The 12,608-nt window shown below is 71.2% G+C and carries 9 protein-coding genes and 2 pseudogenes; 9 read left to right on the top strand and 2 right to left on the bottom strand.

The window, feature by feature from the left end; genetic code table 11:
• Positions 1-88 precede the first annotated feature (88 nt).
• From ACZ7MG_RS36100 to ACZ7MG_RS36135, 8 genes are all read left to right on the top strand, one after another.
• Positions 89-1,132 carry a sugar-binding transcriptional regulator gene (locus tag ACZ7MG_RS36100; RefSeq protein ID WP_471389892.1) on the top strand — a complete coding sequence of 348 codons (1,044 nt, stop codon included), beginning with the start codon at positions 89-91 and terminating at the stop codon, positions 1,130-1,132.
• 92 nt (positions 1,133-1,224) lie between these two features.
• Complete coding sequence (locus ACZ7MG_RS36105) at positions 1,225-1,578, top strand: barstar family protein (RefSeq protein ID WP_471389895.1); 354 nt, start codon at positions 1,225-1,227, stop codon at positions 1,576-1,578.
• Positions 1,579-1,709: 131 nt separating this feature from the next.
• Positions 1,710-3,152: a GuaB1 family IMP dehydrogenase-related protein gene (locus ACZ7MG_RS36110; protein WP_471389898.1), complete on the top strand. Its 1,443-nt coding sequence runs from the start codon at positions 1,710-1,712 to the stop codon at positions 3,150-3,152.
• A 380-nt stretch (positions 3,153-3,532) separates the two neighbouring features.
• On the top strand, positions 3,533-4,999 hold the full coding sequence (locus tag ACZ7MG_RS36115; protein ID WP_471389901.1) for an amino acid permease: 1,467 nt from the start codon (positions 3,533-3,535) through the stop codon (positions 4,997-4,999).
• Positions 5,000-5,009: 10 nt separating this feature from the next.
• Positions 5,010-5,462 (top strand): Lrp/AsnC family transcriptional regulator, encoded by a 453-nt coding sequence (locus ACZ7MG_RS36120; RefSeq protein WP_045557267.1) that lies wholly within the window; start codon positions 5,010-5,012, stop codon positions 5,460-5,462.
• A gap of 244 nt (positions 5,463-5,706) precedes the next feature.
• Positions 5,707-6,912, top strand: coding sequence for an MFS transporter (locus tag ACZ7MG_RS36125; RefSeq protein WP_471389904.1), 1,206 nt, complete (start codon positions 5,707-5,709; stop codon positions 6,910-6,912).
• Positions 6,913-7,157: 245 nt separating this feature from the next.
• The gene (locus ACZ7MG_RS36130) at positions 7,158-7,946 is read left to right on the top strand and encodes a carbon-nitrogen hydrolase family protein (protein ID WP_471389907.1); all 789 of its coding nucleotides are present in this window, start codon (positions 7,158-7,160) and stop codon (positions 7,944-7,946) included.
• A 48-nt stretch (positions 7,947-7,994) separates the two neighbouring features.
• Positions 7,995-9,692 carry a flavin monoamine oxidase family protein gene (locus ACZ7MG_RS36135; protein ID WP_471389909.1) on the top strand — a complete coding sequence of 566 codons (1,698 nt, stop codon included), beginning with the start codon at positions 7,995-7,997 and terminating at the stop codon, positions 9,690-9,692.
• Positions 9,693-9,735: 43 nt separating this feature from the next.
• Here the strand turns inward: ACZ7MG_RS36135 and ACZ7MG_RS36140 are convergent.
• Both ACZ7MG_RS36140 and ACZ7MG_RS36145 read right to left on the bottom strand, forming a co-directional pair.
• Positions 9,736-10,359 (bottom strand): annotated as a pseudogene (locus tag ACZ7MG_RS36140) (LLM class flavin-dependent oxidoreductase); the annotation flags it as partial.
• Between the two features lie 138 nt (positions 10,360-10,497).
• The gene (locus ACZ7MG_RS36145; protein WP_471389912.1) at positions 10,498-11,193 is read right to left on the bottom strand and encodes a DUF5995 family protein; all 696 of its coding nucleotides are present in this window, start codon (positions 11,191-11,193) and stop codon (positions 10,498-10,500) included.
• A gap of 208 nt (positions 11,194-11,401) precedes the next feature.
• Between ACZ7MG_RS36145 and ACZ7MG_RS36150 the strand changes: the two are divergent.
• A pseudogene (locus tag ACZ7MG_RS36150) lies at positions 11,402-12,567 on the top strand (glycoside hydrolase family 6 protein).
• The last annotated feature ends 41 nt before the right edge of the window (positions 12,568-12,608 follow it).

Genomic DNA, 12,608 nt, shown 5'->3' on the forward strand with positions numbered 1-12,608 from the left:
GCGTCCAGAGAGCCAAGGGAACGTGAACGACTTTCCTTCCGGCTGATCGAAAACGTCGGATCTGCAAGGATGAACGGCGTATCCATGTGTGAAGAGCAGTGAGGAGATGACCGTGTCGGGTATGTCGGCGGGCCGGTCAGCCATGCGGATGGGACCCGCTGAGCTGGTTCAGGCGGCGGCCATGGCACGCCGTTTCTACCTAGAGGGCAAGTCCAAGATCCAGATCGCCGAGGAGTTCGGCGTGAGCCGCTTCAAGGTGGCCCGGGTCCTGGAGACCGCCCTCGAACGGGATCTCGTACGCATCGAGATCCGTGTCCCCGCGGAACTGGACGCCGAGCGCTCCGACGCGCTGCGCGCCCGGTACGGGCTCCGGCACGCCGTGGTCGTGGAGTCCCCGGCCGACGCCGAGGAGTCGCCCGACCCGGAGAACCTCGGCGAGGTCGCGGCGGACCTGCTCGGCGAACTGGTCACCGAGGGCGACATCCTCGGCCTCGCCTGGGGCCGCTCCACCATCCACATGGCGGCGGCCCTCGACCGGCTGCCGCCCTGCACGGTGGTGCAGCTGACGGGCGTGTACGACGCCGGGACCGCCGAGCGCGGCTCGGTCGAGGCGGTACGGCGGGCCGCGCAGGTGTCGGGCGGCGACGCCCACCCCATCTACGCGCCGATGCTGCTGCCGGACGCGGCCACCGCGGCAGCGCTGCGCCACCAGACCGGGATCGCACGGGCCTTCGAGTACTTCGACAAGGTCACCGTTGCCTGTGTCTCCATCGGCTCCTGGGAGGCGGGCATCTCCACGGTGCACGACATGCTCAGCGACGAGGAGCGCGGCCACTACGCGTCCCTGGGTGTCGCCGCCGAGATGTCCGCGCATCTCTTCGACGCCGACGGCCGCCGGGTCGGGCGGGACCTGGGCGAGCGGTGCATCACGGTCAAGGCCGACCAGCTCCGCCGTATCCCCGAGGTCGTCGCGATCGCGGGCGGGCAGCGGAAGGCTGCCGCGATCGACGCCGTGCTGCGGTCGGGGCTGGTGACCAGCCTCGTCACGGACACGTCCGCGGCGGACTATCTGTTGATGGCCGGGCAGATGCCTCGGCCGGCTCTGAATCGGGCGGATCCGGACGGTCCGTGACGGTGGCTCGGCGGGCGCGGAGGCGTCCGCCTGGCTGGGGTGTGGAGGCGGGGCCGCGGCCCCGCCTCAGACGCGTACGGGACGGTGTGGAGATGAGCGGTGGTGCACTCGCCGAGGTGCTGGCGGGCGGTGGCTGGGCGTATGTCGAGCTGGACCTGGCGGGGGTCACCGACAAGCCCGGGTTCATGGATCGGTGTGCTCGGGCCTTCGACCTGCCCGGGTACTTCGGGCGGAACTGGGACGCCCTCGCCGACTGCCTGACCGATCTGTCGTGGGCGCCGCCGGTTCTGGGGAGGCTGGTGGAGGTCACCGGGTGGCAGGAGTACGCGGGGGCCGAGCCGAACGACTGGAGCATCGCGCGGGAGGTGTTCGCCGACGCCTCCGGCCACAGCGCCCTCACCGGCACCGAGCTGCGGATCGTGCTCGGGCTCGGAGGATCCTCCTAGGGTGCCCGCCGTCCCTCTGGACGATCTGTCGGGGACGCTCATAACCGCCGACATGGGACAATGAAGTACGTGCTCTTCCCCCTGGCGGTCCTGTCAGGGGGTCACCTCTGAACCACTGGGATGTGCGGCACGTGCGTTTCCTCAATGACATCCAGCCCGCGTACGACCTGACGTACGACGACGTCTTCATGGTCCCGAGCCGTAGCGCCGTCGGATCGCGGCAGGGCGTGGACCTGGCCTCCCCGGACGGCACGGGCACCACCATCCCGCTCGTCGTCGCCAACATGACCGCCATCGCCGGCCGCCGGATGGCCGAGACGGTCGCCCGCCGCGGTGGCCTGGTGGTCGTCCCGCAGGATATCCCGATCGAGGTCGTCACCGACGTCATCTCCTGGGTGAAGAGCCGTCACCTCGTGCTCGACACCCCGATCGTGCTGAACCCGCACCAGACGGTCGCCGACGCGCTGGCTCTGCTGCCCAAGCGCGCGCACAACGCGGGCGTCGTCGTCGACGAGGCGCTGCGGCCCGTCGGTGTCGTCACCGACGCGGATCTGACCGGCGTCGACCGGTTCACCCAGCTCGAAGTCGTCATGTCCCGCGACCTGTTGCTCCTGGACGCCGACATCGACCCGCGCGAGGCCTTCAACCGCCTCGACGCCGCCAACCGCCGGTACGCGCCCGCCGTCGACAAGGACGGCCGTCTCGCGGGCATCCTCACCCGCAAGGGCGCGCTCCGCGCCACGCTGTACAGCCCCGCCGTCGACGGGAACGGCAAGCTCAGGGTTGCCGCCGCCGTCGGCGTCAACGGCGACTTCGTGGGCAAGGCCCAGCAGCTCCTCGACGCGGGCGTCGACACGCTCGTCATCGACACCGCGCACGGCCACCAGGAGTCGATGATCACCGCGATCAAGCTGGTCCGTGATCTGGACCCCCGGGTGCCGATCGTGGCCGGCAACATCGTCGCCGCCGAGGGTGTGCGGGACCTGATCGAGGCCGGCGCGGACATCGTCAAGGTCGGCGTCGGGCCCGGTGCCATGTGCACGACCCGGATGATGACCGGGGTCGGGCGGCCGCAGTTCTCGGCGGTGCTGGAGTGCGCGGCCGAGGCCAAGAAGTACGGGAAGCACGTGTGGGCCGACGGGGGTGTGCGCCACCCCCGCGATGTCGCCATGGCGCTGGCTGCGGGCGCGTCCAACGTGATGATCGGGTCCTGGTTCGCGGGGACGTACGAGTCGCCGGGGGACCTGCAGCAGGACGCGAGCGGGCGGCTGTACAAGGAGTCGTTCGGGATGGCGTCGGCGCGGGCCGTTCGTAACCGGACCAGCGAGGAGTCGGCGTACGACCGGGCGCGGAAGGCGCTGTTCGAGGAGGGCATCTCGACATCGCGGATGTTCCTGGATCCGGCGCGGCCGGGGGTCGAGGACCTGATCGACTCGGTGATCGCGGGGGTGCGGTCCTCTTGTACGTATGCGGGGGCCGGGTCGTTGGAGGAGTTCGCGGAGCGGGCGGTCGTCGGGGTGCAGAGTGCGGCCGGGTATGCGGAGGGCAAGCCGTTGCACGCCAGCTGGAGTTAGGGGTTCGGGCGCCTGGCAGCTCGGAGCTCGGGGGGAGCTGTGGGTCGGCGGGTGCGGGTTCGTCGTGGTTGTTCGCGCCCACGCGGCGGAGCCGCATATCGAATGCAGCCCCGCGCCCCTGACCATGCTGCCGTTTCCCCTTTCCCCACAGTGCGCGCAACGGTCTGAACGGGTCGCGCAACGAAGCTTCGCGCACCCGTGAGGAACGCAATGATCTTGCGTCGGTGCGCAAGGTTGCCGCATTACGCTCGTGAAGCTCTGGCTCATAGGGTCAGGCGCTGTACGTGGCGTGGCGGGGACCTCCTGCTCGGTGGCCCCCGGGTTGTTCGGTGCTGTCGGTCCTCACCCCGCCCTGACCGGCAGCGATGAAGGAGCCACGCGTGCTCGACCAAGGCGCACCCCCGCAGCAAGAGAATCGGCCGGCCCCGCCCTCCGGAGGCGTCGGGGCGCGGCTGATGCGCCGTAAGCCCGTGGAACGCCTGGTCGCCGAGGGTGGGCAGGGCGAAGGCGGGTCGCTGCGGCGGACCCTCGGGCTGTGGCAGCTGACGATGATCAGCATCGGCGCCACGCTCGGCACCGGCATCTTCGTCGTCCTCGGCGAGGCCGTCCCCAAGGCCGGGCCCGCCGTCACCCTCTCCTTCGTGATCGCCGGTCTCACCGCGCTGTTCTCGGCCCTGTCGTACGCGGAGCTGGCCGGCACCATCCCGGTCTCCGGCTCCTCGTACTCGTACGCGTACGCAACGATGGGCGAGCTGGTGGCCTGGGTGTGCGGCTGGTGCCTGGTGCTGGAGTACGGGGTGTCGGTGTCGGCCGTCGCGGTCGGCTGGGGCGAGTACCTCAACGAGCTGCTGGACGGGACGTTCGGCGTGACCATTCCGGCCGCGCTGTCCGCGCCGCCCGGCGACGGGGGCATCTTCAACCTGCCCGCGCTGATCGTCGTTCTGCTCGCGATGGCGTTCCTGCTGGGCGGCGCCCGGGAGTCCGCGCGGGCCAACACGGTCATGGTCGTCGTGAAGATCGCCGCCCTGCTGCTGTTCTGCCTCATCGGCCTCCAGGGCTTCAGGTCCGGCAACTACGAGAACTTCATGCCGCTCGGCATGGCGGGCGTCAGCGCGGCCGGGGCCACGCTCTTCTTCTCGTACATCGGGTTCGACGCCGCCTCCACCGCCGGTGAGGAGGCGAAGAGCGCCCAGCGGGACCTGCCGCGCGCCATCATGCTGTCGCTGGTCATCGTCACCGCGCTGTACGTGCTGGTCGCCGCCGTCGCGATCGGGGCGCGGCCCTGGGAGGGGTTCGGCGAGTCCGAGGCCGCGCTCGCCGGGATCATGAAGGACGTCACCGGGGACGCGTTCTGGGGGACGCTGCTGGCGGCCGGGGCCGTCATCGCCATCGCGAGCGTGGTGCTGACCGTGCTGTACGGGCAGACCCGCATCCTGTTCGCCATGTCCCGGGACGGGCTCGTGCCCAAGGTGTTCTCGCGCGTCCACCCGAAGACCGGCACACCGCGCGTGAACACCGTGATCGTCTCGCTGTTCTGCGGTGTGCTCGCCGCCGCGATTCCGCTGGGGCAGCTCGCGGACGCCACAAGCATCGGTACGTTGTTCGCGTTCGCGCTGGTCAACGTGGCCGTCGTGGTGCTGCGGCGGACCCGGCCGGACATGCCGCGGACGTTCCGGGTGCCGTTGTCGCCGGTGCTGCCCGCGCTGGGATTCGCGTTCTGCGTCTGGATGATGGGCAGCCTCGACACCGTCACCTGGGTCGTCTTCGGAGTCTGGATGGCCGCCGGGCTCGTGTTCTACTTCAGTTACGGCTATCGCCGGTCCCGTCTCGCGACTTCGGAGAAGTGATCCACCCGCAGTGCTGAACGATCTCGACGAACGCATCGTGCACGCCCTCGCCGAGGACGCCCGCCGCTCCTACTCCGACATCGGCCAGCTCGTCGGGCTGTCCGCGCCCGCGGTCAAACGCCGGGTGGACCGGCTCCGGGCGACCGGGGCGATCACCGGGTTCACGGTTCGGGTGGACCCCGCCGCGCTCGGGTGGGAGACCGAGGGGTTCGTCGAGATCTACTGCCGGCGGAACACGTCGCCGGAGACGATCCAGCGGGGGCTGGAGCGGTATCAGGAGGTGGTGGCCGCGTCGACCGTCACCGGGGAGGCCGATGCGGTGGTGCAGGTGTTCGCCTCTGATATGCGGCACTTCGAGCGGGTGTTGGAGCGGATTGCCGGGGAGCCGTTCGTCGAGCGGACGAAGTCCGTGCTGGTGCTGTCGCCCTTGTTGCGCAGGTTCTCGTCAGGATCGCCCGCCTGAGGGCTCGGGGCCGTCGGTTTGTCGGCGGGTGCGGGTTCGTCGTGGCTTGTCGCGCAGTTCCCCGCGCCCCTTGAGTGTCCTGCACCGGTGCCTCGCGGATCCCCGTATTCCACTGGGCCGGGCGGGGTGGCGCGACTAGCATCGGTGCCATGACCTGGCGACATTGATCCACCAGCCGTGCCGCCCGAGGACCGCCTCGGACGTCGTGTCTCCGACGTCCGATCCGCTTCCTCGGGAAGGCCTCATGACTCTCTCACCCGCGCGCGTGCCCGGTGTCCGGACCAGTGGTGTCCGGCGGCTGACGGCCACGCTGTACGGTTACGCGTTCCTCGACGACTTCGTGCTGCTCTACCCGGTGTACGCGCTGCTGTTCAGCGACACCGGGCTGTCGATCTGGCAGATCTCCTCCCTGTTCGCCCTGTGGTCGATCACCGGGATCGTGCTGGAGGTGCCGTCCGGCGCCTGGGCCGATGCCGTGTCGCGGCGGTTGCTGCTGTGGGTGGGGCCGCTGCTCACCGCCGCCGGCTTCGCCCTGTGGGTGATCGTCCCGTCGTACTGGGCCTTCGCCCTCGGCTTCGTGCTCTGGGGCGTACGCGGCGCACTCGGCTCCGGGGCGCTGGAGGCGCTGGTCTACGACGAACTGGACCGGCTCGGCGCGGCCGACCGGTACGCACGGATCAACGGCCGGGCCCAGGCGGTCGGCATGGTGGCCGTGATGGCGGCGATGGGGCTGGCGGGGCCGGTCCTCGACCTCGGTGGCTATCCGGCCGTGGGCGCGGCCAGCGTGCTCGTCTGTGTGCTGACCTCGCTGGTGGCCGTCCGCTTCCCCGAGCACCGCGAGCCCGTGGCGCCGGGGAAGGGCACGGCGGCCTCCACCCTCGCCACCCTGCGGGCCGGGCTCACCGAGGTGCGCCGGGACCGTTCGATCCGGGGCGCGATGCTGCTCGTCCCGGCCGTGGGCGCCGTGTGGGGTGCGCTCGACGAGTACACGCCGTTGCTGGTCCGCGACACCGGCGTGGCCGAGCAGACGGTGCCGTATCTGCTGCTGGTGATCTGGGTCGGGCCGGCGATCGGCAGCCTGCTGACCGGGGTGGGGGAGCGGTTGCGGGCCGCCGGGCTGGGCGTGGTGCTGGCGGGGGCGGCGGTCGCGCTGGCCGTGGGGGCGCTGATGGGGACGCCGGCCGGGATCGGGCTCGTCGCCGTCGCCTTCGGTGGGTTCCAGCTGGTCAATGTGCTGGCCGACGCGCGGTTGCAGGACCGGATCGAGGGGGCGCGGCGGGCGACGCTCACGTCCGTGGCGAGCATGGGGACCGAGACGGCCACGGTCGCCGTCTTCGCCGCGTACGCCGCGGTCGGTGGTGTTGGGTTCGCGCATGGGGTTGCGTTCGCCGTGTTCGCGGTGCCGTATCTCGTGACGGCTGGGGTGCTGGTGGTGCGGAGGGGCGCCTAGGGGGGTGGGGCGTGGGGTGCGTGGGCGGCTGCGGGTTTGGTCGTGGCTTGTCGCGCAGTTCCCCGCGCCCCTTGAGGGGCGCGGGTGGTGGCCTTTCTCAGGTGCGCAACGAATCGCCGTGCGGGCCCGGTCACGCGCAATGAATCGTTCAGCGGTGCGCAATGGCCGCCGCTTGTTCGGGGCGGCGCGGCGGTCGTACCGTCTATCTGGCCCCCGAACCCCCTTCGTCCCGGTGAGGATCACGCATGCGTACCGCCCTGCTCCAGAGCTCCGGTCGGCCCGGTTCGGTCGGTGGGAATCTGAAGGTGCTCGACGAGGCCGTGGGGCGGGCGGCGGAGGCCGGGGCCGGGCTGGTGGTGGCCCCGGAGATGTTCCTGACCGGGTACGCGATCGGGGACGACATCGCGCGGCTCGCCGAGGCGGCCGACGGGGACTCGGCCGACGCGGTCGCCGAGATCGCCGGGCGGCACGGGGTCGCGATCGCGTACGGGTACCCGGAGCGCGCCGGTGACGCGGTCTTCAACTCGGCGCAGCTCGTCTCCGCCGAGGGCGTCCGGCTGGCGAACTACCGCAAGACCCATCTCTTCGGCTGCTTCGAACGCGACCACTTCACCCCCGGTGAACGGTCCGTCGTCCAGGCCGAGTTGGGCGGGCTCCGCGTCGGCATCCTGATCTGCTACGACGTGGAGTTCCCGGAAAACGTCCGCGCCCACGCCCTCGCCGGCACCGATCTGCTCCTCGTGCCCACGGCCCAGATGCACCCGTTCCAGTTCGTCGCCGAGTCGATGATCCCGGTGCGGGCCTTCGAGAACCAGCTGTACGTCGCCTACGTCAACCGGGTCGGCCACGAAGAGGAGTTCGAGTTCGTCGGGCTGTCCACGCTGGCCGGGCCCGACGGAGTCGCCCGCACCCGCGCCGGACGAGACGAGGAACTCGTCCTCGCCGAGGTCGACCCCGCCCTCCTCGCCGCCTCGCGCAAGACGAACCCGTACCTTCAGGACCGGCGCCCCGGCCTCTACGGCGCCCTCGTCTAAGCCCCCTCTCGCTCTTTCCCCTCAGCTTTCGCAAGGAGTCCGTACCCCATGACGTCCACCGTGCCCAATGCCATCGAGCACGCAGACGAGCAGCAGCCGCCGATCACCATGTTCGGCCCGGACTTCCCGTACGCGTACGACGACTTCCTGGCCCACCCGGCGGGGCTCGGCCAGATCCCGGCCACCGAGCACGGCACCGAGGTCGCGGTCATCGGCGGCGGGCTGTCCGGCATCGTGGCGGCGTACGAGCTGATGAAGATGGGGCTCAAGCCGGTCGTGTACGAGGCCGACCGGATCGGCGGGCGGCTGCGGACCGTCGGGTTCGACGGGTGCGACCCGGCGCTCACCGCCGAGATGGGGGCGATGCGGTTCCCGCCGTCCTCCACCGCGCTCCAGCACTACATCGACCTGGCGGGCCTGGAGACCCGGCCCTTCCCCAACCCCCTCGCCGAGACCACGCCCTCGACCGTCGTCGACCTCAAGGGCGAGTCCCACTACGCCGAGACGATCGACGACCTGCCGCAGGTGTACCGGGACGTCGCCGCCGCCTGGAACGCCTGCCTCGAAGAGGGCGCCGACTTCTCCGACATGAACCGTGCGCTGCGCGAGCGGGACGTGCCGCGCATCCGGGAGATCTGGTCCAAGCTCGTCGAGCGGCTCGACAACCAGACCTTCTACGGCTTCCTCTGCGACTCCGAGGCCTTCAGGTCCTTCCGGCACCGCGAGATCTTCGGCCAGGTCGGCTTCGGCACGGGCGGCTGGGACACCGACTTCCCCAACTCCATCCTGGAGATCCTGCGCGTCGTCTACACCGAGGCCGACGACCACCACCGCGGCATCGTCGGCGGCAGCCAGCAGCTCCCGCTGCGGCTCTGGGAGCGCGAGCCGGAGAAGATCGTGCACTGGCCGTACGGGACGTCCCTGAAGTCCCTGCACACCGAGGGCGAGCCGCGGCCCGCCGTGACCCGGCTGGACCGGACCGCCGGCAACCGGATCACCGTGACGGACGCCAAGGGTGACATCCGTACGTACCAGGCGGCGATCTTCACCGCCCAGTCCTGGATGCTGCTGTCGAAGATCGCCTGCGACGACTCGCTCTTCCCGATCGACCACTGGACCGCCATCGAGCGCACCCACTACATGGAGTCCAGCAAGCTCTTCGTGCCGGTTGACCGGCCCTTCTGGCTGGACAAGGACGAGGTGACGGGCCGTGACGTGATGTCCATGACCCTCACCGACCGTATGACGCGCGGGACCTACCTCCTCGACGACGGGCCGGACAAGCCCGCCGTCATCTGCCTCTCCTACACCTGGTGCGACGACAGCCTGAAGTGGCTGCCGCTGTCCGCGAACGAGCGGATGGAGGTCATGCTGAAGTCGCTCGGCGAGATCTACCCGAACGTCGACATCCGCGGGCACATCATTGGCAACCCCGTGACCGTCTCCTGGGAGAACGAGCCCTACTTCATGGGTGCGTTCAAGGCCAACCTGCCCGGTCACTACCGCTACCAGCGGCGCCTGTTCACCCACTTCATGCAGGACCGGCTGCCCGAGGACAAGCGGGGCATCTTCCTCGCCGGCGACGACATCTCCTGGACCGCCGGCTGGGCCGAGGGCGCGATCCAGACCGCGCTCAACGCGGTCTGGGGCGTCATGCACCACTTCGGCGGGACCACCGACACGACCAACCCCGGGCCCGGCGACGTCTACGACGAGATCGCACCCGTCGAACTCCCGGAGGACTAGGGCGGGTTCGGGCGCACGCGAAGGGACTGTACGGATCCGGCCTTTAGACCCCGGCCGCCCGTGCCGAGGCGTACACCTCGGCGGCCACGTCCTTGAGTTCCTCGGCGTCCCGCAGGCCGTACTGCAGGTCGAGGAAGATCTCGTCGAGGCCGATCGCGGCATGGGCGGCGAGGTCCTCGGCGAGCTGCTCGGCGTTGCCCTGGAAGGGGTGGCGGTCGGTGCCCTCGTAGGCCTTGGTCTGGTACTGGACGTTGATCCGCAGCACCGAGCGGAGCGGTCTGATGCGGCGGCGCTCTGCGGCCAGGGCCCGCAACTGCCGCCACTGCGTGGCCAGTTCGTCGACGCCCAGCCCGACTAGCACCTGGTCGCGCTCCTCGAAGGGCCGTACGGCCGCCGCCGCGTACTCGTCGAGGGGCCAGCCCGTGCCGAGGCCCGCGACCACCCGGCCGCCGCTCGCCGCGTCCAACGAGGCCAGGGACTTGGCGAGTTGGAACGGTATGTGCAGCGGGGCGATCAGACTGGTGCCGAGCCGGGCCCGCTCGGTGACCGCCGCGGCCAGGGTGAGCGTGACGAGCGGCTCGGCCACCTGCCGGTAGTGGTCCGGCCAGGGCAGGCACTCCAGGCCGTACAGGCCCTGCGACGGCGGCTCCGGGAACAGTGCCGCATCTGGGGAAGGGCGAGCCCGAGCCGTGACGCCATGCCGTGTGCTCCTCTGCGAGGGATCTTCTCAAGTCGAACGTATTACGTTCACACGGGAGTACGGCAGGCGGCTCAGCCCGGCAAACCGCTCAGCCGGGCTGGCCGCTCAGCCGGGCAGGGGCGTCAGCAGCATGCGGCCCGTCAGGCCCACCGCCGCGTCCAGATGGCGGGCGAACTCCTCGGCGAGAGCGGGCAGTCCGCGCAGCGCCCACAGCGCGCGGGCGGACGACCAGGTGGCCTCACGGGCGCGCTCCAGACTCCACGCGCTGAGCAGATGCGTCAGCGGATCGGCGATCTGGAGGAGATCGGGACCCGGCATCAACTCCTCGCGGATACGTTCCTCCAGCGACACGAGGACATCGCCCACATGCTCGAACTCGTCCTCCAGATCGGCCGGTTCGCAGCCGAGCGTACGACAGGTGTCCACGACGGCCAGCGCGAGATCGTGCCCGATATGCGCATTGATGCCGCAGAGGGCGAACTGCAGCGGCCGTACGCCGGGATGGCGCCGGAACTGCAGCAGAGGCCGCCAGCAGGCGGGCGCACCACCGCCCTCGGCGACCCGCAGATACCGCTCGGCGAAGAGCACGTCCAGGGTGATCGCGGCCTCGGCGTCCGGGAAGTGACCGGCGTCCAGGCGCCGGTCGATGACCTCCGTGACGGTCAGATAGACGCGGTTGAAGACGGCGACCCCGTCCCCCTCCGGCAGGAGCGCGCCGACGGCACGCATACGGGAGACGACGGTGTCCACCGACGTGGTGGACGAGTCCACGGAATTGGTGAAATGTTCCAACTGCGCCATAGGGGGCAGGGTCCCAGCCCTACGCTGACAGCGGTGCCGCCGTGCCCGACGCATCCCCGGAACGGGGTAACGCGGGGCCGGCGGGAAGTACCGGGAGCCGACGGAGCGCGGCCCGGGGAGCAGGGGGGAGCACCACGTGTCAGGCTTACGCGCCCAGCGGCTGGCGGCACGCCGGGCCGAGCGCAGGCGGACGGCTCGGCGTGGCGCCATGGTGGCGGCGGCGTCGGTCGTGGCCGTCGTCGGGACCGTCACCGGGATGGTGGCCGCGATGGGCGGCGAGAGAGGCGCCGCGGACGAGGCCCGGCCGCTGACGAGCCGCTCGGCGGGACTCCCGTCCGACCTGGTCGAGACAGCCGGGTCGACCGGGTCGACACCGGGGCAGTCCACTTCGTCGGCCCTCTCGCCCCCGGCCCCGGAGGAGTCCGAACCCTCCGGGACGGCCGGGGTGCGGCCCTCGGCGGACCGCACCGAACAGCGGACGGAACCGGGGACCGGGCTCGGGCTCGGGCCCGGCGAGTTGTACCGCCACCCCGACTCCCAGGTCCTCGACTGGGTCCGGGACAACCCGGACGACCCGCGCAGCACCGCCATCGAGACCGGCATCGCGGACCGTCCGGCCGCCGTCTGGTTCACCGACCCCGCCCCGGCCACCGTCACCTCCCGGGTCGCGGCGGTCGCCTCCGGGGGCGCCGCGCGGGACCAGGTGCCGGTCCTCGTCGCCTACGCCATCCCCGACCGCGACTGCGGAGGGGCCTCGCAGGGCGGGGCGCCGAGCCTGGACGCGTACGACACCTGGATCGACGCGTTCGCCGCCGGTCTCGGCTCGGACGACGCCCTCGTGATCCTGGAGCCGGACGCGATCGCCCAGTCGGACTGTCTCTCCGCCGGCGCCCGCGCCGACCGCTTCGCCTCGCTCGCCCGCGCGGGCCGCGTCATCAAGACCGCCAACCCCAACGCCCGCGTCTACTACGACGCCGGGCACTCGGAATGGACACGCCCGCCAAGCAGGCCGCACTCCTGCGCCGGGCGGGCGCCGCCTCGCCGGACGGCTCCGACGGCGTCTTCAGCAATGTCTCCAACTTCAACAGCACGGAGGCTGAGGCCGCCTACGACCGCCGGGTCCTCGACGCGCTCGGCGGCCCCGCGGGCCTCGGCGCCGTCATCGACACCAGCCGCAACGGCAACGGCGCCCCGGCCGACGGCGAGTGGTGCGACCCCGCCGGCCGGGGCCTCGGCCGGCCACCGACCCTCGGAACCGGCGAGTCCCGCATCGACGCCTACCTGTGGGTGAAGCTGCCGGGCGAGTCCGACGGGTGCCGGGGGAGTGCGGGAGCCTTCTCGCCGGGGTACGCGTACGAGCTGGCGCGGGGGTGAGGGGAGGGCCCGGATGCCGGGGTGCGGGCGCGGCACACGCC

It is taken from the genome of Streptomyces sp. NPDC107538 (assembly GCF_055657445.1).